20 protein-coding genes and 1 pseudogene are annotated in these 23,183 nt (G+C 65.6%); 7 read left to right on the top strand and 14 right to left on the bottom strand.

What is annotated here, in order from left to right:
• Nucleotides 1-54 precede the first annotated feature (54 nt).
• The 8 genes from ODR01_RS00460 to ODR01_RS00425 are packed head-to-tail and all read right to left on the bottom strand — an operon-like array spanning nucleotide 55 to nucleotide 8,389.
• Nucleotides 55-999 (bottom strand): hypothetical protein, encoded by a 945-nt coding sequence (locus tag ODR01_RS00460; RefSeq protein ID WP_316975624.1) that lies wholly within the window; start codon nucleotides 997-999, stop codon nucleotides 55-57.
• Complete coding sequence (locus ODR01_RS00455) at nucleotides 996-2,009, bottom strand: hypothetical protein (RefSeq protein ID WP_316975623.1); 1,014 nt, start codon at nucleotides 2,007-2,009, stop codon at nucleotides 996-998. Before ODR01_RS00455 ends, ODR01_RS00460 begins: the two co-directional genes overlap by 4 nt.
• 47 nt (nucleotides 2,010-2,056) lie before the next feature.
• Nucleotides 2,057-2,824 (bottom strand): MotA/TolQ/ExbB proton channel family protein, encoded by a 768-nt coding sequence (locus ODR01_RS00450; protein WP_316975622.1) that lies wholly within the window; start codon nucleotides 2,822-2,824, stop codon nucleotides 2,057-2,059.
• 1 nt (nucleotide 2,825) lies between these two features.
• Entirely contained in the window at nucleotides 2,826-2,966 is a 141-nt protein-coding gene (locus tag ODR01_RS00445; RefSeq protein WP_316975621.1) for a hypothetical protein, read from the bottom strand.
• On the bottom strand, nucleotides 2,950-4,977 hold the full coding sequence (locus ODR01_RS00440; protein ID WP_316975620.1) for a PEGA domain-containing protein: 2,028 nt from the start codon (nucleotides 4,975-4,977) through the stop codon (nucleotides 2,950-2,952). The genes ODR01_RS00445 and ODR01_RS00440 overlap by 17 nt, the downstream gene beginning before the upstream one ends.
• Entirely contained in the window at nucleotides 4,964-6,436 is a 1,473-nt protein-coding gene (locus ODR01_RS00435; protein WP_316975619.1) for a hypothetical protein, read from the bottom strand. Before ODR01_RS00435 ends, ODR01_RS00440 begins: the two co-directional genes overlap by 14 nt.
• A gap of 15 nt (nucleotides 6,437-6,451) precedes the next feature.
• Nucleotides 6,452-7,693, bottom strand: a complete 1,242-nt coding sequence (locus ODR01_RS00430) for a hypothetical protein (protein WP_316975618.1) — start codon at nucleotides 7,691-7,693, stop codon at nucleotides 6,452-6,454.
• A gap of 36 nt (nucleotides 7,694-7,729) precedes the next feature.
• A complete protein-coding gene (locus ODR01_RS00425; protein WP_316975617.1) occupies nucleotides 7,730-8,389 on the bottom strand; it encodes a hypothetical protein in 660 nt (219 codons plus the stop codon).
• A 318-nt stretch (nucleotides 8,390-8,707) separates the two neighbouring features.
• On the opposite strand from ODR01_RS00425, the pseudogene ODR01_RS00420 reads away from it, so the two are divergent.
• A pseudogene (locus tag ODR01_RS00420) lies at nucleotides 8,708-8,866 on the top strand (multicopper oxidase domain-containing protein); the annotation flags it as partial.
• A 131-nt stretch (nucleotides 8,867-8,997) separates the two neighbouring features.
• Here ODR01_RS00420 and yjfF read toward each other — a convergent pair.
• The 6 genes from yjfF to ODR01_RS00390 all read right to left on the bottom strand — a co-directional run bounded on the left by yjfF (nucleotide 8,998) and on the right by ODR01_RS00390 (nucleotide 15,795).
• Nucleotides 8,998-9,960: a galactofuranose ABC transporter, permease protein YjfF gene (gene yjfF / locus ODR01_RS00415; protein WP_316975616.1), complete on the bottom strand. Its 963-nt coding sequence runs from the start codon at nucleotides 9,958-9,960 to the stop codon at nucleotides 8,998-9,000.
• Nucleotides 9,957-11,051 carry an ABC transporter permease gene (locus ODR01_RS00410; RefSeq protein WP_316975615.1) on the bottom strand — a complete coding sequence of 365 codons (1,095 nt, stop codon included), beginning with the start codon at nucleotides 11,049-11,051 and terminating at the stop codon, nucleotides 9,957-9,959. Before ODR01_RS00410 ends, yjfF begins: the two co-directional genes overlap by 4 nt.
• Nucleotides 11,048-12,553 carry a sugar ABC transporter ATP-binding protein gene (locus ODR01_RS00405; RefSeq protein ID WP_316975614.1) on the bottom strand — a complete coding sequence of 502 codons (1,506 nt, stop codon included), beginning with the start codon at nucleotides 12,551-12,553 and terminating at the stop codon, nucleotides 11,048-11,050. Before ODR01_RS00405 ends, ODR01_RS00410 begins: the two co-directional genes overlap by 4 nt.
• 142 nt (nucleotides 12,554-12,695) lie before the next feature.
• Nucleotides 12,696-13,619: an ABC transporter substrate-binding protein gene (locus ODR01_RS00400; protein ID WP_316975613.1), complete on the bottom strand. Its 924-nt coding sequence runs from the start codon at nucleotides 13,617-13,619 to the stop codon at nucleotides 12,696-12,698.
• Between the two features lie 204 nt (nucleotides 13,620-13,823).
• On the bottom strand, nucleotides 13,824-14,114 hold the full coding sequence (locus tag ODR01_RS00395) for a hypothetical protein (protein WP_316975612.1): 291 nt from the start codon (nucleotides 14,112-14,114) through the stop codon (nucleotides 13,824-13,826).
• A 49-nt stretch (nucleotides 14,115-14,163) separates the two neighbouring features.
• Nucleotides 14,164-15,795 carry a ribulokinase gene (locus ODR01_RS00390; protein WP_316975611.1) on the bottom strand — a complete coding sequence of 544 codons (1,632 nt, stop codon included), beginning with the start codon at nucleotides 15,793-15,795 and terminating at the stop codon, nucleotides 14,164-14,166.
• 137 nt (nucleotides 15,796-15,932) lie between these two features.
• On the opposite strand from ODR01_RS00390, the gene araC reads away from it, so the two are divergent.
• The 6 genes from araC (at nucleotide 15,933) to ODR01_RS00360 (ending at nucleotide 23,171) form a co-directional block, all read left to right on the top strand.
• A complete protein-coding gene (araC, locus tag ODR01_RS00385; protein ID WP_316975610.1) occupies nucleotides 15,933-16,937 on the top strand; it encodes an arabinose operon transcriptional regulator AraC in 1,005 nt (334 codons plus the stop codon).
• A 478-nt stretch (nucleotides 16,938-17,415) separates the two neighbouring features.
• Nucleotides 17,416-19,308 (top strand): ABC transporter substrate-binding protein, encoded by a 1,893-nt coding sequence (locus ODR01_RS00380; protein WP_316975609.1) that lies wholly within the window; start codon nucleotides 17,416-17,418, stop codon nucleotides 19,306-19,308.
• Between the two features lie 73 nt (nucleotides 19,309-19,381).
• On the top strand, nucleotides 19,382-20,386 hold the full coding sequence (locus ODR01_RS00375; RefSeq protein ID WP_316975608.1) for an ABC transporter permease: 1,005 nt from the start codon (nucleotides 19,382-19,384) through the stop codon (nucleotides 20,384-20,386).
• A gap of 3 nt (nucleotides 20,387-20,389) precedes the next feature.
• Complete coding sequence (locus tag ODR01_RS00370) at nucleotides 20,390-21,256, top strand: ABC transporter permease (RefSeq protein WP_316975607.1); 867 nt, start codon at nucleotides 20,390-20,392, stop codon at nucleotides 21,254-21,256.
• The gene (locus ODR01_RS00365) at nucleotides 21,253-22,308 is read left to right on the top strand and encodes an ABC transporter ATP-binding protein (protein WP_316975606.1); all 1,056 of its coding nucleotides are present in this window, start codon (nucleotides 21,253-21,255) and stop codon (nucleotides 22,306-22,308) included. Before ODR01_RS00370 ends, ODR01_RS00365 begins: the two co-directional genes overlap by 4 nt.
• Nucleotides 22,305-23,171 (top strand): ABC transporter ATP-binding protein, encoded by an 867-nt coding sequence (locus tag ODR01_RS00360; RefSeq protein WP_316975605.1) that lies wholly within the window; start codon nucleotides 22,305-22,307, stop codon nucleotides 23,169-23,171. The genes ODR01_RS00365 and ODR01_RS00360 overlap by 4 nt, the downstream gene beginning before the upstream one ends.
• Nucleotides 23,172-23,183: the final 12 nt, after the last annotated feature.

Below are 23,183 nucleotides of genomic sequence, written 5' to 3'. Positions count from 1 at the left end.
ACTTCCACGCTAACCTTGCCTGACTATATGTCCGCGGCGCCAAAACTCGAACGGTCACCGCTTAAGGGCGAGGAAAGTGCCGCCGTTGCGCCGCGCCACTTCGCGCATCAGGATGCCGAAGCGGTTGGTGGTGCCCGGCGACATGAAGCCGACGCCGTGGATCTTGGCCAGTTGGTCGCCGCTCGCGCGGTTGGCGTTCAGGCGGGCGATCATGTCCAGCACCGGTTCGTAGGACGCGCCGGTGTAGTCATCCCCGAAGACGTAGATGGAAAGCGAGACGCCGGGCTTGGCGTACTGGCGCAGCGCCGCCTCGAGGCCCTCGACCGGGCTGCTGTTGGAGGCCGAGGTCCAGCCCGTGAACAGCTTGAACGCGCTGTCCCGCCGGCCGGGAGTGTCGGGGATCCATTGTCCCCGGTATCCCGAGATCAGGTGCGTGCCCATGTCGTTCATGATCTGGAAGCCCTTCACCTTGGGGTGAATGGCCAGCACGCTTTTCATCTCGCTGGTCACGCGCGACCAGATGTTCTGCATGCTGCCCGAGGTGTCGACGATGAAGATCACGTAGTCGCTGTCGACCGGGATGCCGCCGACTTCCTCGTCGCGCTTCTCGGCCGTGGCCGGCGTGATGGCCGCCTTCTTGAGCGAGGTCTGGACCATTTCCAGGCCCTCCTTCTGGGCGGCCAGCTCCTGGGCTTGGCGGGTGGCGTTGCTCAACGACTGACGCAGCAGGGCGGCGCGGCGCTCGAAGCTGGCCTGCAGGGTCTGGCGGCCCTGCAGGGCCTCCGACTGGCGGTCCAGTTCCGCGCTCAGGCTGTCGATGGTCTTCTCGCCCTCCAGCACCTCGCCCAGCATGGCCGCCGTGCCGGCTTGGTCGGCCGAGGCCGCAAGCTCGGCGTTGTCGGAAATCAGCACCAAAAGCACGACGGCGCCGAACCCGCACGAGATGATGTCGAGGAACGACAGGCTGAAAATCTCGAGCGCCCGGCTTCGCCGCTTCATGGCCAGTTACCCACGGGGCTGATGAGAAGCCCGCCGGTCGCCGCCGTCCACGCCCAGAACGCGGGCGTCGCTTCCGGGTCGCCCTCGATCGGCAGCAGGATGACATTGACGACGCCGCCGCCCTTGGCGCCGCTCTCGGTCAGGGTCTGGAGGAACAGCCGGGAGCGGCATTCGCCCGAGATGGTGCTGGCGCTTCCCCACAGCGCCGCGCAGGCGGAAAACGGATTGAGGCTGCGGTAGTTGGACTCCCCCGCCGTCGGCAGTCCGTCGGTGACGACGTAGAGGTTGCTCGCCCGCAGCGGCGCCAAGCCGTTGAGCCCGGCCTGCAGGTTGGTGGCGCCGGCCGGCACCAGGCCATCGAGCTCGCTGAGCACGCGGGCGATCGCCCCGCCGTCGGAACCCTTGAGCCAAGCGCCGCCGCCCAGTGGGATGGCCTTCTCGTTGAAGGCCATGACGGCGACTTCCGAGATGTCGGGCACCCGGGCCAGCAGCCACTTGACCACTTCCTTGGTCCGCTTCCACTTCGGGCCCTGGCGCTTCACCGCGTCGGGGCTGCTCTTGCGGCGGATGATCTCGATCAGGGTCTCGTCGGTCATCGAGGCGCTGGAGTCGACCAAGATGGCGATCCGCCGCCCCTCGACCTTGAGCCCCATCAGGTAGGTTTCCTCGCCCGCCTTCGGGGATTCGACGACGTCGGACGTCTCGGCGATCTCGGTCTTCTCGATGGTTTCCTTGAGTTGGGCGATCTTGCTCTGGCTCTGGGCGGCGGTCTGCCGGCTGGCCTCGACCGAGGATTCCAGGCTGGCGATCTGGCCGGATGCCGCCTTGATCCCCTTCTCGGCCTGCTCGGTCTCGGCCTTCACTGCCTCGATGCGGCCGCGGATCTGCTGCTCTTCGGCTTCGAGGCGGGCGATGTCGGCCGCCAGAAGCTCGGTCTCGGGCACGCTGTCGGCGGCGTTGTGCTTGACCAGCATGAAGACGAGGATGATCGCCCCCAACCCACACGCCATGATGTCGAGGAACGACAGGTTCAGCCCTTCGATCGTGCGCCTGGGTTTCAGATGTGACCTACTTCGCTGATCCGGTTGAGAAGAAAGCTTTCGCAATAGGCCTGGGTGTCGACGACCAGCCCGTCCTGCAGGCGCTGCAGCTGGTGCAGGAAGAACATCAGCAGGATGCTGATCAGCAGCGCCACCAGGGTCGAGTTGAAGGCGATCCCCAGGCTGTTGGTCATGCCCGTGATGTCGCCGGCCAGCGCCTGGTCGGCCAGCGACAGCGCCTCGCCGATGCCGCGCACCGTGCCGATGAAGCCGATCGAGGGGATCGCCCAGATCAGGTAGCGGATCATCGAATTTTCCGCCTCCTGCTTGACGGCCAGGGCCTCGATGCTGGATTCGATGGCCTCCGAGGTGTTCTGGACGTCGCCGGTGATCAGAAAGCGCCGGAGGCTCGCCATCAGGGTGCGGACCAGCGGCGTTTCCCGGATGTTGGCGGGCAGGTTGCCCAAGGAATCCAGGACCGACTTCAGGTCCTCCTGCTGGCGGGTGGCGCCGTCCAGCAGGTCCACCGTGAACAGGTAGCGGTGCTTCATGATGGCGAAGGACTTGCTGAGAATCAGGAACGACCCCCAGAACATCAGGACGATGCAGATCTCCTGCTCCCAGTCCTTGAGGATGACGAAGATGTCGCGCGGCGCCGACTGCCCGGCCTGCTGGGCGATCTCGATGGCCAGCGCGGCCTCGGGGCGGATGTAGCCGATGTAGGCGAGGTGGACGAGAACGGTGGACAGCACGAGCGCCGCCAGGCTGGGGAGCATCTGGCGCATGTCAGATGTCCACCGGGAACGAGACCGGCGAATCGAGGCTGATGCCGGACTGGGCGATGGCGAAATTGATCATGCCCCCACAGGCGATCACCGCCGCCACGATCACGATCCAGCGCTTCACCTTCCTACTGAGCCTTGGCATCGCCAGGACCTCCATACACATATCTCCCGATCCGAAATCCGACGTCGTCGCGGCCCGCCATCAGGCCGTCGCGATAGGCGGCGCGAAGCTCGCTGCGCGTAGCAGAGCGCCAATTCGAGCCTTTGACAACATGGCTGTCGCCGAAGGAAGGACCCAGCGGGTCGCGCTCGACGGCGTTGCCCACCGGCGGTTCCAGCGAATAGAAGTCGTGCACCCATTCACTGACGTTGCCGGTCAGGTCGTAGAGCCCCGAGGGCTCCGCCTTGAAGCTGCCGACCGCGGCCACCCCCGCCTGTCCGTCGTTGTAGCCCGGCACGAACACCTGAACCTTGCCCTGAGCCCCCTCGTCGGCGATGTTGCCGGCCATCGGCGGCACCACGGCCTCGTTGCCCCACGGAAAGATCGTCTGCTTGTCGCGGCCGGCCCGGCGGGCCAGCCACTCCCACTCGGCTTCACTGAGCAGCCGGTAGCCGTCGGCCGCGGCATTGACCGAGGCCAGCCTGCCGTCTCGCATGACGTAGACCGGTTCGAGCTTTTCTCTGGCGCTCAGCCAATTGCAGAAAAGCGCCGCGTCCTCCCAGCCAATGGCGGTAACGGGCGTGTTGCCGGTCCCGCCCGCTGCCGCGCCGCCCTTGAACTTGGCGTACTGATCGCGGGTAATCTCGTGCAGGCCGGCGTAGAAGGGCTTTTCCAGCCGGATGTTTTTGACGAACTCGTTGGCCCGCTGGCCCGGCTCGGCGCGGGTGCCGCCCGAAACGAAACTGGTGGGCTTGAACAGCTTCAAGGCGATGCCGGCCGCGTTGGTGTACTGCGGGGGTGCGGCGCCGAGGCGGGCGGCCAGCTCGGTTTCCAGCGTGACGCGCACCAGGATCGGCTTCTTGCTGTCCGCCGTCACCGTGCGCTCGACCGAGCGATAGCCCGGCTTGCGCACCGAGATGTCGTGCGGCACGGCCGGCAGCTCCAGCGTCATCGGCGTCGGGCCCATCTCCTGGCCGTTGACGAAGACCGTGGCGGCCGGCTGGGCCTGCACCTCGACCTTGCCGGTTTCGGCCTTGAGCGCGAAAGCCACCTGGCGGCTTTCGGCCGGCCGCAAGGTGATCGACCGGGTCTCGGAAAAGTAGCCGGGCTTGAGATAGCTGACCTTGTGCTCGACGTTGGATTCCACCGCCAGCGGGGCGGCCGGATCGGCCCGGGTGCCGTCGACCAGCAGGCTGCCGCCCGGCGGCGTGGCGCTGAAGCTCAGCGTCGCCGGCTTGCGCTGGAGCTTATAGGCGCGCGCCACCTCGGGCTCGGCCCAGGTGATCTCGACGACCTCGTTGACGGTGACGTAGTCGGGATGGGCGACGGCGATGCGATAGGCGCCGCCCTTCTTCTCAAGCTCGATGGGCGAGGCGCCGGCCGGCGCGTCGTCGATGCTGACGGCGGCATCCTTCGGCAGGGCCTCGATGCGAAGCCGCCCGACCACGCTTTCGAACGGCACCTCGAGGCGGACCTCCTCGCCCCGCTTGACCGTCACCGTCCGGGTCTCGACGCGAAAATAGGGGTTGTCGATGGAAAGCGCGTAGTCGCCGGCCTCGAGCGGGCGGTCGAGCGCCGCGGAAACCGACGCCAGCTGGCCGTTGATCGACCAGCGGGTGCGGGCGTCCTGCGGCGCGGTGGCGGCGATCAGCCGGCCCGGTAGCGGGCGCAGGGTGATGTCGACGGTGCGCCCCTTCTCCCCGGGCGCGATCTGGCGGTCGGACGGCTGGTAGCCGGCGGCCGACGCCCGCACCACCGGGGCGCCGCCGATGGTGTAGACGACGGTGCCAACCGCCGCCCCGAAGCCCTGGACGACCTCGATCCGGCCGCTGGCGGCGGCCTCCTCGGGAAGGATCCTGACCGAAGTGCCGTTGGTGAAGACGACGATGCACAGCACGGTGACGGCAATCGCCGCCAAGCCGGCGGCAATGGAAAGATGAAGCCGCCGCTGGCGGGCCTGCGCCTGTTCGAGGCGGGCGTTATAGTCGTTCATCGCACACGACCTCCACGACGATGCCCGTCTGGCCGGGCGCGATGGAGACCTCGACGAGGCGCGCCTTGTAGCCCGGCCGCACGCCTTCGAACGTGTAGGCCCCCGGCTTCAGCTCGATCGTCTTCTCGGTGGTACGGCCGATCTTGCCGACGCCGCGCACGACGATGTCCGTTTGGCTGTCCGAGCGGACCCGCAGCGCCACCTTCTTGCCGTAGGCGTCGAGCTGGGACGTGAGGCGGGCCATGCCGTTGGCCACCTGGGGGCTTTGTCCGGCGTAGGCGGTTCCCAGTGCGAGAACGGCGCGGGCATCGGCCGCCGCGGCCGGCGAGCCCAGCCGGTGGGCGTTCTGGAGATGGGCCTCGATTTTCGCCGTCAGGTCGACGATGGCCTGGGCGGCCTGGGCGCCCTCGATGGCGGCGCGGTTGCCGGCGTCGAGCTTCACGGCCTCCGAATAGGCGGCCAGCGCGCCGACCCAGTCGTCGCGGCCGGCGGCAAGCCTGGCGCGGCCCAACAGATCGTCCATCCTGACCGCGTCCGCCAGCTTCTTAACCTGGCCGCCCAGCAGGGTGACCTCCTGGCGGCCGGGGGAAAGCCGGGTGGCCGTGGCCAGCCCGTTCCTGGCCGCCTTGAGATCGCGCTTCTCGACGGCTTCCATGCCCCGCCGGATGGCGGCGCCGAACTGCCTTTCCCTGATCTGCCCTTCGAGCCGGCCGAGCCTTTCCTTGTCGGCCGTGCGCTCCGGCGCCGCTGCCAGCAGGGCGCGCAGATGCGCGGCCTCGGCCTCCGGGTCGTTGGCCAGGCGGGCGACCTCGGCCTGCCTGACCAGCTTCAGCACCTGGGGCAGGGCATCGATGTCGGCCTTCAGCGCCAGCGCGACGTCGTCCTGGGGATTGATCTGGAGCGCCTTGGCAATTTCGGCGCTGGCCGGGTCGTAGGCATCCTGGGCGTGGTGGGTCCTGGCGTTGGCGAGCGCCGTCTGGAAGGCGGTTTCCATGGCCTTGAGTTCGGTCCGCGCCAGGCCGACGCCCTGCGCCAGCTCGTGGCGCGCCTTGGCGTACTCGCTCATCGCCATCGCCGAGATGGCCTTTTCCTTGGCGGCGAGGATGTTCTGCCGGGCCTCGGCGTTCCAGTTGAGGAAGGGCTGCCCGGCCACCCGCGGCTCAAGATCGGCCTCGAAGGCGGCCAGTTCCTGCTTGAACAACTCGCGGTCCGCGGCGCCGGGGTCGGCGGCCGGCTGGGCGACGGCGGCCGTCGCCGGGTTGGCCGCCTGGATGGGGGCGGGAAGGGCCGGGCCCGGCGCCGAAGCCACCTCGGGCGGCCGGTCGGCGCGCTCCCACAGAAAGGTGGCGGCGGCGAGGATCGCCAGCATGCCGGCGATGACGGCGGTGATGCCAAGGGAAAGGCGGAGTCGGTCGTGCGAGGCTTTGCGGCTCGCGTCCCTCAACTTTTCGTCAAGCATGGAGCGGAACTCGTCCTACAGCACGGTCTCGGGGGTGCGCTCGACCGCGTACACCTGCTTCAGGAATTCCCGCCATTGGCCGAACTGTTCCTTGGCGTCGCCGGTCAGCTTCACCGTCTTTTCCTCGAACTTGACGACCTGCGGGGCCAGTTCCATGTCGACCGACTGGCCAAGCTCGTTCAGGGCGTCGCGGTGAACCTTGGCCTCGTCGCTGGTCTGGAAGCTCTTGCTCAGCATCATCGCGCCGCCGATGCCGGCGACGGTGGCGCCGGCCAGGCCGGCCGTGCTTCCGGAGGATGAATTCGAACGCGCCCCGGCCACCGCGGACAGCACCGCGGCGCCGATCAGGAGCGCGCCCACGAAGGCCTGGCCGGCCGATTTCTGGCTGGCTTCCCGCGCGGCGATGACCTCGGTCAGGCTCTGCTCCTGCCACATGGCGTAGCTGTCGTTCATGCCCTGGCTGAACGACTGGTACTGGGCCTGCAGGCCGTCGACGAAAAGCTGGTCTCTGACCCGGATGGCCCGGGTGCGGCGCAGCATCGGGTCGTCGTCGGCCGGCATGCTGACCAGCTTGACCTGGCTGCCGTCCATTTTCATGTGCCTGGTGAAGGCCTGGTCCGAGAAGCTGGCCCCGAAGCGAAGGTCGGCCAGTTGCCGGATGGTCCCCAATTCGGCGGCGTCGTGGTCGTTGAGCTCTTCGACGATGTCCTTGGCCGCCTCGGCGAACACCGGGTCGTAGGGGTCCTTGCCCTTGTTGCGGATGTTCTTGTGGAATTCGGGGGCGACCTCGTGGTCGAAGGACTCGCCCATCCATTTTTTGCCCGAGATGTCGAAGACCTCGATGTCGATCTCGATCTCCTCGCCGTTCGACTTGGCGATGCGGCCGATCACGTAAAGGTCGCCGGTCGCCGTCTTGTCCGGCGTCACGCGGACCGCGCCGAAGGCGCCCGTCGCCTCCAGGGCTTCCTTCATCTTGACGGCGAAGCGGTTGGCCTCGGCGCGGCGCAACTCCGGCCACACCCCTTCCTCGTCGTACTTCGTCTCGTCCTCGGGCAGGCCGGGGTCGAATACCGGGATGACGACATCGAGCTTCGGGCGGTTGGGCTCGGCGCTGCGGTCCTGCTTTCCGAACAAGGAGGACAGCTGGGGGCCGACGCCGGCGGAGGACCCCGAGCCGGAACCCGAGGGGGTGACGCATCCCGACAGCGCGAGACACGCGGAAACCAGATAGGCCGTTATCGTCTTCAAGGTTCGCATCGTCTTCTTCCCTCCGCCCTGCATATGGGTCGGATGTTATTGCTTCTGCTTGATGCCTTTATAGCGCCGGTATTCGTTCCACAGCTTTTCCTTCACCGCCGGGTCGGTCTCGCGCATCGCGGCTTCGCGGATCTGCTTTTCCAAGACGGTGTCGTTGTCGGCCGGCGGAATGTCCTCCGGCGCCTTGCCGCTGCCGATCGGACTTTGGCCGCCCGCCCCCACGGTCTTGCCGTCGCCGGGAAGGGCGGCGGTCTCGCTCGGCTTGGCCTGGGCCGAGGCGCCGCTGGCGCTCGCCGCCGGCTTTTCCGTGCCCGCCATGTCCGAGGAAGCCACCGAATTGCCGGCGCCGCCGCCCGACGCGCCAGTCTCGCCGGCCGCCCCGGCGGCCGCGCCGGCGGAACCGCCTCCGCCTCCGCCGTTACCGCCGCCACCCCCGCCTCCTCCGCCCCCACCGCCGCCCTGGGCGGTCGCGGCGTTGCGGCAGGCCTCGTAGCGGCTCAGCGAGCGGAACAGGGCTTGGTCCATGCGGGCGATCTTCTCGGCATCCGTCAGCGTCGGATCGTCGGCATACTCGACGGTGATCTTGGTGCAGTCCTGCGAAGTGGCCAAGCTGGGCTCGGCTTGCGGCTGTTGGGATTGGGCCGCAGCGCTGCCGGCGGCCAGGATGGCTGCGGCCAGAACTGCCGAGGGGAACACCCAGGGACACCGGGCCCGCCATCCCCGTCGGGCGGGATGTTTGCCTGCCATTGCCATCCGATACATCCCCACCAACGCTCACGATTATTATTCGCGCGGGTTTTTTTCCACATTCCCGATTTCGCCTCGATGATAGCCAAACATCGAGGGTTCGGAAACCATGAACAGTGCTGATGAAAGGCACATGCGACTAAAAGCGGAAGAACGTTCGGGCGTGTCCGCCGCGTGGAACTCGCGAAGTTGGGATAAGTCTGGTTTTGAAGCGATTCGGACCTTTGTGGAGGCAAGGGCGAACGGGCCGAAGTGACGATCCGCAACATGAGCATGATGGGCCACCCCATGCACCTTCACGGCCACCATTTCCAGGTGGTGGCGATCGACGGGCGGTCCTTGCAAGGCGCGGTGCGCGACACCGTCTGGGTACCGCCGATGCGCGAGGTGACCCTCGCGTTTGACGCCGACAACCCCGGCCGCTGGCCGTTCCATTGCCACCACCTCTACCACATGGCGACCGGGATGATGACGGTGGTCGAGTACGAAGCATGGCGGGACGCGACGATAGTCTCAGACGCCGCCTTGCGGCTGCGGCATGGCGCCTGCGTCCGCCGTCAGGCCGTTCGACGCAAGTTGAAGGAACCGACGAGCGAGCGCTGCATCACGATGAAGAGGAACAATAGGACACCGCTGCTGATCATGATCCAGGCGCCGTTCAGCGAGCCGTTGAAGATGATCAGCGTGGCGATGAGGCCGAGAATCATGCCGCCGAAAAGCGTGCCGGCGACCATGCCGACGCCGCCGGTCAAGAGTGTGCCGCCCAGCACCACCGCCGCGATGGCGTTGAGTTCGTTACCGGTTCCCGCCAGGGGGTAGCCCGATGAGGTGTAGAGCGCGTAGATCACGCCGCCCAGGGCGCTGTAAAAGCCTCCCAGCGCGTAAATCATCACGGTCGTGCGCCGAATCGGCACCCCCATGAGAATCGCCGAGGTGCGGTCGCCGCCGATGGCATAGACGTTGGTGCCAAAGCGCGTGAAATGGGCGATGACGATGGCGACCGCCAGAACTACCAGCATGACGATGGCGGAACTGGCCAGGAAACCGCCATCCGGCAGCGGAATGCTGGCGTCGGCGAACACGCCGACGAACGGATGGCGGATCGGCACGGAATCCAGGCTGACCATGAAGCAGGCGCCGCGCAGCATGAACAGGCCGGCCAGCGTCACGATGAACGCCTGGATGCCGCAGAAGTCGATGATGAATCCCTGGCAGGCCCCGAACAGCAGGCCGAAAGCCAGTAGCACCGCGGCCGAGGCCAGCGGATGCCAACCCTGGGTGTCGAGAAAGGCCATGGTGACGCCGACGAAGCCGATCATCGAGCCGATGGAAAGATCGATGCCGCCGGAAAGGATTACGAAGGTGGTGCCGATGGCGGCGATGATGATGAAGGCGTTGTCGGCCAGGATGTGGCCCAGCACCAGGGTCGAGAAGAAGTGCTTGTAGAAGATGCCGCCGGTCACGAACAGCGCCAGGAACACGGCGATGGTCGCCATCAAGGGCAGATAGCGCTCTTTCATCCCTTCCTCCGCCTGAAAATCGTGAACACGGCGTCGCGCGCGTTGTTCGACTGCAACAGCAGCACGAACAGCACGACCACGGCCTTGACCAAAAGGTTGTATTCGGGCGGCAGGCCGCTCATCAGGATCGAGGTGGCCAGCGTCTGGATGACCAGCGCGCCCAGCAGCGTCATGCCCAGATAGATGCGCCCGCCCGCCAGCGAACCGCCGCCGATCACCACCGCCAGGATGGCGTCGAGTTCGCTGAACAGCGCGACGCTGACCGGGTCCGAGGTGTGGACGTCGGCGGTCAGGATGATGCCGGCCCAGGCCGTGCACAGCCCGGAAATCAGGTAGACGGAAAAGGTGACGAGGCGCGCGTTGATGCCGGCCAGGTTGGCCGCGGCGGCATTGGCGCCGACCGATTCGATGAAGAGGCCAAGCGCGGTGCGGCGGATCACGAACCACAACACGGCGAACAGTCCGGCGAAAAGGATGAGGCGGGTGGGGATCAGGCCGATGCTGCCGACGCTCAGGCCCTGCAGCAGCGGGCTCTGGAAGCTGGGATCGGTGCCGCCGTAGATGAGGTTGATCATCAGCCCGATACCGCGGCCCGACACCATCAGGATCAGGGTGGCGATGATCGGCTGGATGTTGAGCACGGCGACCAGGAAGCCGTTCCACATGCCGCACAGAAGACCCACGGCCAGCGCCGTCAGGAGGATGACGAAGTGGGGGTCGCCGGCGTGGATGCGCCAGGCGATGGTGGCGCCGACCACGGCGACGATGGAACCGACCGACAGGTCGATCCCCTTGCTGCCGATCACCACCGCCATGCCCAGTGCGATCAGCGCGGTCGGCATGGCGCGATAGAGGATATCGATGGGGGAGCCGAACAGCCGGCCGCCGACGATGCGGATGGTGAAGAAGCCGGGCGCGATGATGCCGTCGACGATCAGGATGATCACGAGGGCCAGCAGCGGCCAGGTCGCCCTGTGCGCGGTCAGCGCGCGCAGCCGGGTGCCCAAGTCCGGTGACGGCGCCGTCGTCTTGGAGGAGGGCTCCGCGCTCATCGGCCTGCGATCGAGGGCATGGGGTTGTTCAATGTTCATCCGCCGGCAATCGTCTGAATGATGTTTTCGCGGGTGATGTCGGCCCCCGACATCTCCCCAACCTTGTGCCGATCCCGCAATACGGCGACCCGATCGCTGACGGCAACCAGTTCGTCGAGCTCGGAGGAGGCCACCAGCAAGGCCAGACCGTCGGCGCACAGGCGGCGGATCAGCGCCACCACCTCGGCATGGGCACCGACGTCGATGCCGCGCGTCGGTTCGTCGAGCAGAAGGACCTTGGGTCGCGCCACCAGGGAGCGCGCCAGCACCACCTTTTGCTGGTTGCCGCCCGACAGCTGCCCGACCGGCTTTTCCGCGTCCGGCGTGGCGATGGCCAGGGCCTCGATCATCTCCTGGGTGAGCCGCTTCTGCTCGTCCTTCCAGACGCGTTTCAGCCAGCCGCGCTTGGCCTGCAGGCCCAGCATGATGTTCTCGCGCACGGAAAGCTCGCCGACCAGCCCCTCGGCCTTCCGATCCTCCGGACAGAAGGTGATTCCGGAGCGCAGGGAATGGCCCGTCGAAAAGCGGGCGACAGCCTTGCCGTCGATCTTCACCTGGCCGGAATCGGGGCGGATCGCCCCGAACAGCAGCTTGGCGGTTTCCGTGCGTCCCGATCCAAGAAGGCCGGCCAGGCCGACCACCTCGCCGGCCCGAAGCGCGATGTCGAACGGCTCCATCGTGCGCCGGCGCCCCAGCCCTTCGGCCGCCAGGACCGGCTCGCCGCTCGCCTTCGAGGTGTGGGTGGCCAGGCGGGCCGTGACCGCCGCCAGCTCGCGGCCGATCATCATCGAGATCAGTTCGAGGCGCGGCAGGTCGGCGGCCGACGCCGTGCCGACCATGTGGCCGTTGCGCAGCACGGAAATGCGGTCTGCGATCTGGTAGACCTGATCGATGAAGTGGGTGATGAAGACGATGGCGATGCCCAGCGACTTGAGGTCGCGCATGATCTTGAACAGCAGCTCCGTCTCGGCCGCATCCAGACTGGCGGTCGGCTCGTCCAGCACCAGGACCCGCGTGTCATCCTCGAGCGCGCGGGCGATGGCGACCAACTGCTGGATCGCCACCGAGTAGGAGCCGAGCGGCCGTTCGGTGTCGATCTCGAGGTTGAGACGCTTGAGCCGCTGGTGCGCCAGGGCCCGTGCCCGGCCCCAGGAGATCAGCCCGAAGCGGCGCGGCTGGCGTTCCAGCGTCAGGTTCTTGGTGACCGTCAGCGTCGGGACCAGATTGACTTCCTGATAGACGGTGCTGATGCCGAGCGCCTGGGCGTCGGCGGTGGTGTTGATCTCCACGGGGCGTCCGTCGAGGCGGATTTCGCCCTCGTCGCGGGTCAACGCGCCGGTCATGATCTTGATCAGGGTCGACTTGCCGGCGCCGTTCTCGCCCAACAGGGCGTGCACCTCGCCGGCCTTCAGCTGCAAATCGACATTCTCGAGCGCGCGAACGCCGGGAAATGTCTTCGAGACACCACGCATCTCGATCCGCAGGGCCGAAGAGTCCGTCACGCCGGTTTCTCCCTGTCGCTGTGGCGCAGCAAGGTTCGCGTATTCTACCCGGTATCCTGGGCGGGCGGGAAGCGGCGCCCGCCAATCGCATCGGCAAGGCGCCGCTCTTTGAGTTGCCTTCAGGAGGCGCGAGAGGTGCTCCCTACATGCCCTTCGCCGTGTGCAGATCGGACGGAATCACGATCCACTTCGGCAGTTCTTTCGGGCTCTTCAGATAGTCGGTCACCACCGGGTAGATGTACTTGCCGATGGCCGAGCGCAGCTCGACGGAGGCATTGGCCTCGCCGGCCGCGAGGGCCTTTTTCATGGCCGGGACGTAGTCGACCGACACCATCAGCACGTCCTGACCGGGCTTCAGGCCGGCTTCCTTCATGGCCTGGATGGCGCCCAGCTGCATGTTGTCGTTATGCGCGAAGGCCGCGCAAATGCCCTTGAGGTTGTTGGTGGCCTTGATGAAAGCCTCCATCACCTTCTTGCCGCCTTCCGTCGTGAATTCGCCGGACTGCGAGCGGACGATCTTCATGTTCGGGAATTGGGAGATGACGGCCTCGAAGCCCTTCTTGCGCTCGATCGCCGGGGCCGAGCCGACGGTGCCTTGCATCTCGACGATGTCGCACGTGCCCTTGCTCGCCGCCGCCAGCCAAGCGCCCGCCAGCTTGCCTTCCAGATTGAAGTCGGCCGAAATGCGGGCGACGAACAGCGACTTGTCGGTCACGTCGACGTCACGGTCGGCAAGGAACACCGGAATCTTCGCCCTCTGGGCCTCCTTGAGCACCTGATCCCAGCCGGTCACCACCACCGGGGCGACGATGATGGCGTCGACCCGCTGGGCGATGAAGGCGCGAACAGCCTTGAGCTGCTCTTCCTGCTTGCCCTGCGCATCGGCGAACTTGAGGTCGATGCCCATCTTCTTGGCCTCTTCCTGCATGTCCTTCGAAAAGGCCGGACGCCAATCGCCCTCGTCGCCAACCTGGGAAAAACCGATTGTTACGGCGAATGCCGCCGTCCCGGCGAACATCATCACTGCGCCGGCAACAGATGCGCCTGCCCACTTCAATTTGTTCATGAAACTCTCCCTTGTTAGCATTCTTGGTGTCACGGTGCCCGGATACTGTCGATTTCCGGCCCGATGGCTCGGGCACAAAGACGCCCACGTGGGTTTGATGGTATTTCAACCCGCAGTTCAGCAATTTTGGTTTTTTGATTGCGACGATTGTAGAGGGGTACGGCATTCCATAGAAGACAGCATTTGGTCATAAACATGGATCATTCAGCTTTTTTTGGAAAGGCCGAACGCCCGCGCCAGATGCTCGATTTCAAATTCATTGCCGCCGGCAGCGCCCTCTTCGAAAGGCATAGGCCGGACATTAGAAGAAAGAAATATTCCAGAAAACCATGATGTTGTCAGAAGATAGACGTCCATTTCCGACATCTTTGCGGGGGTACCCGGTTCGATGTTTGGGTGACGCGGGAAGAAACTCCGCCGCATGGACGATGATGTTTCCATTTGGCGATCAAGGACGTGGGAGAAGCCCATGTCGAAGCGAACCGGAACAATCATGTCGCAAGCGTTCGTCGCGGCCGGCGGGTGACGCCGTCAATCTCGGCCGTCAGCGTCCGGCCATCTGTTGGGCGAACGCTCCGATGGCCAGGTAGTCGGTGTAGATCGCGCCATAGGCCTCGTGGGCGCGCGGATCGGGTTTGAAGACCTTCTCGATCGGGCTCAGCATCGCCGCCTTGGCCTGATGGACGTCGGGATACCGGCCGGCCGCCGCCGCCGCAAAGATGGCGGCGCCGCGGGCGCAGCACTGGTCGGATTCGGCAACCCCGATCTCGCGATTCATGACGTCGGCGCAAACCTGGGTGATGAACGGCGACTTCCGGGCGATGCCGCCGATCGCCACGACGTGTTTGACCGCAATCCCCTCGCTCTCGAATCGCTCGACGATGGCCCGTGAGCCGAACGCGGTGGCCTCGACGAGCGTGCGATAGATCGACGCGGCAGAAGACCCGAGATGAAGGCCGGCGACCATCGCCCGCACGGTCTGGTCGGCATCGGGCGTGCGCCGGCCATTGAGCCAATCGAGCGCCCGCTCCCCAAAAGCGCCCGGCGGCAACGCCCGCGCTTCCTCCTCCAGCCTTGGCAGGAGGCCTCCCGGCGTGACCGTTTCCTCGCGTCCCCAGCGCAAAAGCCGGTCGAACCACGCGAAGACGTCGCCGAACGACGATTGCCCCGCCTCGAAGCCCACATACCCCGGCAGCACACTGTCGGGGACTTGGCCGCAGATGCCGCGAACCACGGTGTCGCCGACCTCCTCGGGCGGGGCCACCAGGATGTCGCAGGTGGAGGTTCCCATCACCCGGACCAGCGAGTAGGGCTCGATGCCGGCCCCGACCGCCCCGATGTGGCAGTCGAAGGCGCCGACCGCAACCGGGATGCCGGCCGGCAGTCCGAAGGCCGCCGCCCATTCGGCGGTCAGCAGGCCGGCGGCCTGGTCGCTGGTGCGGGTTTCCGTAAACATCGGCGTCGGCAGGTTGCCTAGGCAGGGGTCGAGCGCCACCAGCCAATCGCGCGACGGCAGGCCGCCGAAGCTTGGATGCCACAAGGCCTTGTGCCCGGCGGCGCAACGGCTGCGGACCACCGCCGCGGCATCCTTGACCCCGGTCAGGACGGCCGGAATCCAGTCGCACAATTCGACCCAACTGGCGGCGGCCTGGAAGATCCTGGGATTGTGGCGCCCGATGTGAAGGATTTTCGCCCAGTACCATTCCGACGAATAGATGCCCCCGACATAGCGGGTGTAGTCGGGGAACCGTCCGGTCCGGCTGAGCGCGTTGATATCCTCGGCTTCGGCGACGGCGGTGTGGTCCTTCCACAGGATGCACATCGCATCGGGATCTTCGGCAAATTCGTCGTAGAGCGCCAGTGCCCTGGCGTCGGACGAAACCGGCAGCGGCGAGGAGCCGGTGGTATCGACACCCAGCCCAACGACCGCATCGGCAATGGCGCGACGCCCAGCGAGCGCTTTGCCGACCACCTCGGTCATGGCCTCGAGATAGTCGGCCGGGTGATGGCGAAACATCTGGCGTGTCGGGTCGCAATACCGCCCTTTCGCCCATCGCGGGTAGGAAGCGGCGGCATCGGCGATTTCCTTGCCGTCCGCCACCCGCACGACGACGGCGCGTACGCTGTCGGTGCCGAAATCCAGTCCTATGACGAAACGGTCAGCCCCAGACGTCATCGCGGCAAAGCTCCCATCGCGCGGGCCGCGGCCACGCGCGGCTCTCATGGATGATCCGCCTTTTTGCTCCCTGTGGGGTCCTTCCCTTTTTTCAGGCGATCCCCAAGTGTACAATAGGCCGGAAGGCGGAGAACGGAATGCAGCATTCCGCTGAAGACATGGATGATCAGGGCGCGTTCGACCCGTCGCAGGACCCCCAGGTCCAGCGCATCTTCCGCAAGCTGACGCGGGCGGGGGAGGGGCCGGGCACCGATCTCGACGTCGCCCCGCTGTTTCCGGGTTTTCCTTTCGATGTCCGGCTGGTTGCCGGGATCACGCCGATCGAAAGGAATGGCCCGCTGGATTTCTTCATCGATCGTCCGAACGGCATGCGCGGATGGATCATCAATCTCACGGCCGAGGGGGCGGGCCGGGTCTTCGACGGGCCGGAGTCCTTCGTCGTCGAGCAGGGTGATCTTCTGCTTTTCCCGCCGCAGGCCGCCCACTATTACGGCCGCGATCCGTCCGCCGAGAAATGGTGGCACCGTTGGGTCTATTTCCAGCCGCGGGCCTATTGGCGCAACTGGCTGCAATGGGAAAAGCAGGTCGAAAAGGTTCATGTCCTGCGACGCAAGGACGGAGCGTTCTTCCGCGAGATGTTCCGCCTTTTCGTCGAGGTCGAGAAGCTGTCCATGCTGACCGACAGCCTGTCGGGTGATCTGGCCTTCAATTGCCTGGAGCACATTCTGCTCTCCTGCGCCCGCGTCGACCGCGCCGCGCAGATGAAGAACGTCCCGATCGATGAACGGGTGCTGTCGGCCTGCACGCTGATTTCCACGAACCTCCAGCAGCCGATGGGCGTCAAGGAGATCGCCGCCGAAGTCTGCCTGTCGCCGTCACGCCTGTCGCACCTGTTTCACAAGCACGTCGGCATGGGGATCGTCCAGTGGCGGGACAGCCAGCGCATCCAATACGCTATGCAGCTTTTGCGCGTCACCAGCGTCCCCATCAAGTCGCTTTCGCAAATGGTCGGCTATGACGACCCGCTGTATTTCTCGCGGGTGTTCCGCCGGCAGGTCGGCATGAGCCCGCGCGCCTTTCGGGCCCGCAGCATGGAACTCGGCGATGAACCGGCCGAAGCCTTGTCGTCGGCCGGCGGCTGACTGCGGCCCGGGCCTGCCTCCCTGGCGGCCGGCCAAACATCATCGTCCATGCGCGGGAAAGGCTTTGTTGGCACTGGGCGGTTGGCGCCTGCGAGCACCGGCGGCCTGGGCGGGATTTTCCTTTTCGACGGGAAAAGCGGTTTCGTCCATGTTTATGACCGAATGCTGTCTACCGTGGCGGGCAGGACGACCCACCTAAAAAACAAAGATTGCCGACCGGTAGGTTGAAGACAACCGTACCGGAAAGGCGCGAATGCCCGTAAATCGGGCGGGAATTTGACGGCAACGCAAATTCCGCTGGCTTCACAGGAAGGGAAACCGTGTGCACCAATCCTACAGAGTCGCAAACGCAACAGAGCTGACGTAGTCCGGTTGCGAGAATCGGTCGGGCTTCGGGTTCGTTTCCCGCGACCCGCTCATCGGGCACTCCAAACCCTTCTTCGGTAGCCTGCTTGGGGACTGGAAAGAGGAGGTGCTAGTGTCTGTTTTGCGAAGCCTTGCCGTTACGGCAAGCGTCTGCGCGTTCGCTTTTTCGGCCTACGCCCAGGGAACATCCAATCTTCCGCGCCACGAAACCCTGATCGTCGAGAATCCGGAGGGAACCATCAAGAATCCGGGATGGTTCAACTATTGGGCCGTCAATGCCGGCGGTCGGTCCACGGGGCTCCAGCAGCTGGCCATGGACACCTTCTGGTACATCGATCCGAACTACGGCATCGACGGCGTCTGGGACAACTCGCTGGCTTCCGAAAAGCCCATCTACAACGCCGACTTCACCGAGATGACGGTGAAGCTGCGTTCCGGCATTCATTGGAGTGACGGCGTCGAGTTCTCGGCCGATGACGTGCTCTATACCATCAACACGCACTTAAAGACGAACGGCCTGTTCTGGAGCGCGCCGATCCAGATCAACGTCGCTTCGGTCGAGGCGCCCGACAAGAACACCGTCGTCTTCAAGCTGAAGAAACCGAATTCGCGATTCCACGCCCTGTTTACGGTGCGCTGGAACGGCATGTGGATGATGCCCAAGCACGTGTTCGAGAAGGCGGGCGACCCGCTGAAGTTCGCCTTCAACCCGCCGGTGGGCATCGGGCCCTACACGCTGCACAGCTTCGATGCCAACGGCAAGTGGTTCACCTGGCAGAAGCGCGAGGACTGGAAGCGGACAACGGTGGCCCGCTTCGGCGAGCCCGGACCGAAATACGTCACCTATATGGATCCCGGCCCGCCCGACAAGCGCGTCATCGCCCAGATGAACCACGAACTCGACATCATCCATGACGTCGCCCCGGAAGGCATGTTCACGCTGGCCAAGCAGTCGAAGACCTCGCGCGGCTGGTTCAAGGGCTTCCCCTACGCCCATCCCGACCCGACGCTGCCCTCGGTCATTCTCAACCACCAGAACGAGCTGTTCCAGAACAAGGATGTCCGCTGGGCCTTGGCCCTGCTGATCGACATCAAGGCGGTGTCGATGGCGTCCTACCGGGGTGCTGCGACCATCTCGGCGATCGCCATTCCGCCGACCGGCACCCAGCCCGACTTCTATCACGAGCCGATGGAGGCCTGGCTGAAGGACTTCGAGATCGACACCGGCAAGTCCAAGTACAAGCCCTACGATCCCACCGCCGGCAAGCAGATCGCCGACATGCTGCGCCCGTCGATGGGAGACCAGATCCCTTCCGATCCCAAGCTGATATCCAAGGCGTTCGGGCGGGGTTGGTGGAAACCCAATCCGCAGGTCGCCGCCGAGCTGCTGGAGCGGGCCGGCTTCACCAAGCGGGGCGACGCCTGGTACACGCCCAAGGGACAGCGGTTCACCATCCGCATCACCACCGAGGGGGAAACCCGCCCGGTGATGACGCGGGCCGGTTCGATGATCGCCCAGCAGTGGCGCCAGTTCGGCATCGACGCCAAGATCGTGGTGGCGGAAGGCGGCAACCTGATCTTCGTCCGTGCCGCCGGCGACTACGAAGCCATCATGTCCTGGAGCGTCGAAACCTGGGGCGGCCATCCGGACCTGTCCTTCTTCCTCGACAGCTGGCACTCCCAGTTCGTGGCCAAGCCCGGCAACCCGCAGCCGCCGCGCAACTGGCAGCGCTGGAGCAACCCCGAGCTCGACAAGCTGATCGAACAGATCCGGGGCATCGGGTTCGACGATCCGAAGGGCGTCGAGATCGGCAAGGAGTACATCAAGCTCACCGTCCGCGAGATGCCGGTCATTCCGCTGATGGCCTACAACGTGTTCACGGTCATGGACGAGACCTACTGGACCGGCTACCCCAACGCGGAAGATGCTCCGTATACCGATCCCGTCCCCAACTGGGCCAACACCAAGTACATGATGGTGAAGCTGAAGCCTCGCCAGAAGTAATCGGTCCCGCGGCGGAGGCGGCAACCCGGAAAAGCCGCCTCCCCTTTTTCCGAATGGAGTGACGGGCCACCCGATGCAGTCGATCCATGTCTACATAGCGAAGCGGCTGGGCCAGTTTTTCCTGGTGGTCTTCATCGGCATCAACATCGTCTTCTTCGTCACCCACGCGACCCCCATCGACCCGGTCGAGCATTCGATCATGGCCGCAGCCTCCTTCGGCAGCACCAGTCCGGAAGCCATCAACATGCTGCGCGAGGCGCTGGCCGACCTGTACGGCCTCAAGGGAAGCCTGTGGGACCAGTACTGGACGTTCTGGAAACGGATCGCGGTGGCGGATTTCGGGCCGTCGGTCTCGGCCTTCCCGACACCGGTCTCGGCCCTTATCAGCCGGGCGATCCCGTGGACCGTCGGCCTGCTGCTCACGGCGATCGTCATTTCGTGGGTGGCGGGCAACATCCTGGGCGGGCTCGCCGGCTACTACCGCGAGAACCGCCTGCTCAAGGCGGCCGGCGTGGTGGCCATGGGGCTGCACCCGATCCCCTATTACATCGTCGCCTTCGTGCTGCTCATCGTCTTCGGCTACCTGTGGCCGGTGCTGCCGCTGGGTGGCGGTTACCAGAGGAACATGACCCCCGGATGGAACCTTGCGTTCATCGGCAGCGTGATCACGCACGGTTTCCTGCCCGCCCTGTCCCTGATCCTGGTGGGACTGGGTTCGTGGTTCATGGGGATGCGGGCGCTGGTTTCCAACATCGTCACCGAGGACTACGTCGTCTATGCCGAACTGGCCGGCGTCGATCGCAACCGCATCCTCGGTTCCTACGTCATGCGTAACGCGCTGGTGCCGCAGATCACCGGCCTCGGCATGTCGCTGGGCGCCATCTTCAACGGCGCCATCATCACCGAACAGGTGTTCGGCTATCCCGGCGTCGGCACCCTGCTGGTGGCCGCCGTCCACGCCGGCGACTACAGCCTGGTACTCGGCATCACGACCATCTCGATCATCGGCGTCGCCGGCGCCGTCCTGGTGATCGACCTTCTCTATCCGCTTCTCGATCCCCGCGTGAAGATCGGCTGAGCCATGCTGAGCATCCTCAAAGACCTGCTCCGTTACAATCGCGAGTTCGCCGCTGGTACCGTGCTGCTGGGGATCGTCGTCGCGATGTCGGCGATGTCGGCGTTTGCGCCGATGCCTCCCGAGGACGTCTACGTGGTGCCGCCCGATCTGCCGCCGTCGTGGACCTATCTGATGGGCACCACGTCGCGCGGCCAGGATGTCTTCTGGCAATTGAGCTTCGCCATCCGCAACACGCTGCTGTTCGGCTTCATCGTGGCTGTCCTCAGCCGCATCCTGTCCTTGGTCATCGGGCTGCTGTCGGGCTACCTCGGCGGCTTCGTCGATCGCGTGCTGATGTCGATCAACGACACCTTCATCGTCATGCCGCTGTTTCCCATCCTGGTGATGTTCTATTTCGTGATGCGCGACCGCATGTCGTGGGCGGCGCTGGCCCTGGTGATGGCCGGCCTGGGATGGGCCTACGACGCCCGCCTGATCCGCTCCATCGCCATGAGCCTGCGTACCCGCCAGTTCACCGAGCACAGCGTCTATTCCGGCATGAGCACGCGCCAGATCGTGGCGCAGGAGCACCTGCCCTACGTCATGCCGATCGTGTTCTCGACCACCATGAACAACGTCAACTGGTCGATCGGGCTGGAGGTGACGCTTTCCGTGCTGGGCTTCACCAACATCAACACGCCGACCATCGGGGTCATGATCTACTGGGCCAACCAGCACACGGCGATGACGGCGGGCGTCTGGTGGTGGGTGTTCTTTCCGGTGGCCCTGGTCATCATGGTGTTCATCGGCCTGTTCCTGCTGGCCGTCTCGATGAACGAGTACATCGATCCGCGCAGCCGGCTCAGCCGCATGAGGAGCGCCAAGCAATGACGGCCGCCGGCGCCACCGTAATCGGCGCGGCCGGCCAGGGCGCCCCGGGGGCGCCGCAGCCGCAGCCGGTGCTGCTGGTTTCCGACCTTCGCGCCTACTACCAGACGCATTACTTCGGGATCGTCCGCGAGGTGCGGGCGGTGGACGACATCTCGCTCCACGTGCTCCCCAACGAGATCTACGGCCTGGCCGGGGAATCGAGCTGCGGCAAGACGAGCCTGATCAAGACCATCGCCGGGGCCATCCAGCCGCCGCTCAACGTGGTCGGCGGCAGCGTGAAGTTCAATTTCAGGGGCCAGAACATCGACGTCTACGAGAGCACGCCGGAAGAGCGCAACGCCATGCGCTGGCGGCACCTGTCCTACATCATGCAGGGCTCCATGAGCGTGCTCAATCCGGTGCGCCGCATCCGCCACTCGTTCGTCGACTTCGCCTTCCGCCATATCGGCAAGCCGATGCCGGACTTCGCAAACACCGTGGTCGGCCATCTCGAGCGCCTGCACCTGCAGCCCGACGTGCTCGACGCCTATCCGCACGAGCTGTCGGGCGGCATGCGTCAGCGGGTGACCATCGCGCTGGCCACCGTCTGCCGTCCCGAGTTCATCATCGCCGACGAGCCGACCACCGCGCTCGACGTGGTCGTGCAGAAGGGCGTGCTGGCGATGATCCGTTCGATCCAACGGGAAATCGGTTCCTCGCTGCTGTTCGTCACCCACGACCTTTCCGTCCATGCCAATCTGGCCGACCGCCTGGGCATCATGTACGCCGGCCACATCGTCGAGGAAGGGCCGACCGCCGAGCTCTTCGCCAGCCCCAGGCATCCCTACACCGCGCATCTGATCGGCAGCCTGCCCAAGGTCGGCGACGCGGCGCCCAAGAAGGGGCTGGAAGGGGTGCCGCCCAATCTCGCCGATCCACCGCCCGGATGTCGTTTCCATCCGCGCTGCCCGCTGGCGATGGGCATCTGTTCGCGCGAGACCCCGGTCATGGAGTGGGCGGGGCCGGGCCGGCGGGTGGCCTGCTTCGCCGCCGAGAAGGGAATCGCCGTATGAGCCCGCCCCTGCTCGAGGTCGGCCACGCCAGCAAGATCTATGCGATGGGTGGCCTGCTGTCGCGGCGCCGCTTCGCGGCGGTATCGGACGTCAGCTTCACGCTCGAAGAGGACCGCCACGAGATCTTCACCATCATCGGGGAATCGGGCAGTGGCAAGACGACGCTGGCCCGCATGATCCTCAACATCGTGCCGGCTTCCGAAGGGACCATCCGCTTTCGCGGCGTCGACCTAGCGACCATCCGCAAGCGGAAGGACCGGCTGGCCTTCATGCGCCAAGTGCAGCCGATCTTCCAGAACCCGTTCGAGGCCTTCAACCCGTTGAAGCGCGTCGACCGCTATCTGTACATGACGGCGCTGCACTTCACCGATGCGCGCACGGCGGACGAAGTCCGCGCCAAGACCGACCGCGCGCTGCGCCAGGTCGGCCTGTCGCTGGCCGAAGTGAAGGGCCGCTTCCCGCACGAACTGTCGGGTGGCCAGTTGCAGCGGGTGGCGGTGGCACGCTCGCTGATCTCCAGCCCGGCGCTGATCATCGCCGACGAGCCGGTGTCGATGGTCGACGCCTCGATCCGGATGTCGATCGTCAACCTGTTCAAGGCGCTGCGCGACACCCTCAAGGTGTCGATCATCTACATCACCCACGATCTGGCGACCGCCTATTACATCAGCGACCGCATCATCATCATGAAGAAAGGCGAGGTGGTCGAAAGTGGCAACGCCCGCGAGGTGCTGGCCCATCCCACCCATCCCTATTCGATCCTGCTCAAGAACTCGGTGCTGTCGCCCGATCCTGCCCGCCGGGACGAACTCCTGGCGCCGCAGTTCTCATCCACCGAAAGGGACACGGCGGCCAGCCGCTGATGGCGGCCGCGA

The sequence above is a fragment of the Shumkonia mesophila genome, from assembly GCF_026163695.1.
In the GTDB taxonomy this organism is placed as follows: domain Bacteria; phylum Pseudomonadota; class Alphaproteobacteria; order Rhodospirillales; family Shumkoniaceae; genus Shumkonia; species Shumkonia mesophila.
Note: the sequence above shows the minus strand (reverse complement) of the source record. Positions and strands in the feature narration are given on the sequence as shown.

What these genes read in the sequence shown, in the direction of transcription:
- ODR01_RS00430 (WP_316975618.1), bottom strand. Translation starts at nt 7,693, where the DNA reads ATGCGAACCTTGAAGACGATAACGGCCTATCTGGTTTCCGCGTGTCTC.
- ODR01_RS00400 (WP_316975613.1), bottom strand. Translation starts at nt 13,619, where the DNA reads ATGAACAAATTGAAGTGGGCAGGCGCATCTGTTGCCGGCGCAGTGATG.
- araC (WP_316975610.1), top strand. Translation starts at nt 15,933, where the DNA reads ATGCAGCATTCCGCTGAAGACATGGATGATCAGGGCGCGTTCGACCCG.
- ODR01_RS00390 (WP_316975611.1), bottom strand. Translation starts at nt 15,795, where the DNA reads ATGACGTCTGGGGCTGACCGTTTCGTCATAGGACTGGATTTCGGCACC.
- ODR01_RS00445 (WP_316975621.1), bottom strand. Translation starts at nt 2,966, where the DNA reads ATGCCAAGGCTCAGTAGGAAGGTGAAGCGCTGGATCGTGATCGTGGCG.
- ODR01_RS00395 (WP_316975612.1), bottom strand. Translation starts at nt 14,114, where the DNA reads ATGATTGTTCCGGTTCGCTTCGACATGGGCTTCTCCCACGTCCTTGAT.
- yjfF (WP_316975616.1), bottom strand. Translation starts at nt 9,960, where the DNA reads ATGAAAGAGCGCTATCTGCCCTTGATGGCGACCATCGCCGTGTTCCTG.
- ODR01_RS00450 (WP_316975622.1), bottom strand. Translation starts at nt 2,824, where the DNA reads ATGCGCCAGATGCTCCCCAGCCTGGCGGCGCTCGTGCTGTCCACCGTT.
- ODR01_RS00365 (WP_316975606.1), top strand. Translation starts at nt 21,253, where the DNA reads ATGACGGCCGCCGGCGCCACCGTAATCGGCGCGGCCGGCCAGGGCGCC.
- ODR01_RS00375 (WP_316975608.1), top strand. Translation starts at nt 19,382, where the DNA reads ATGCAGTCGATCCATGTCTACATAGCGAAGCGGCTGGGCCAGTTTTTC.
- ODR01_RS00410 (WP_316975615.1), bottom strand. Translation starts at nt 11,051, where the DNA reads ATGAACATTGAACAACCCCATGCCCTCGATCGCAGGCCGATGAGCGCG.
- ODR01_RS00460 (WP_316975624.1), bottom strand. Translation starts at nt 999, where the DNA reads ATGAAGCGGCGAAGCCGGGCGCTCGAGATTTTCAGCCTGTCGTTCCTC.
- ODR01_RS00455 (WP_316975623.1), bottom strand. Translation starts at nt 2,009, where the DNA reads ATGGCGTGTGGGTTGGGGGCGATCATCCTCGTCTTCATGCTGGTCAAG.
- ODR01_RS00440 (WP_316975620.1), bottom strand. Translation starts at nt 4,977, where the DNA reads ATGAACGACTATAACGCCCGCCTCGAACAGGCGCAGGCCCGCCAGCGG.
- ODR01_RS00370 (WP_316975607.1), top strand. Translation starts at nt 20,390, where the DNA reads ATGCTGAGCATCCTCAAAGACCTGCTCCGTTACAATCGCGAGTTCGCC.
- ODR01_RS00435 (WP_316975619.1), bottom strand. Translation starts at nt 6,436, where the DNA reads ATGCTTGACGAAAAGTTGAGGGACGCGAGCCGCAAAGCCTCGCACGAC.
- ODR01_RS00360 (WP_316975605.1), top strand. Translation starts at nt 22,305, where the DNA reads ATGAGCCCGCCCCTGCTCGAGGTCGGCCACGCCAGCAAGATCTATGCG.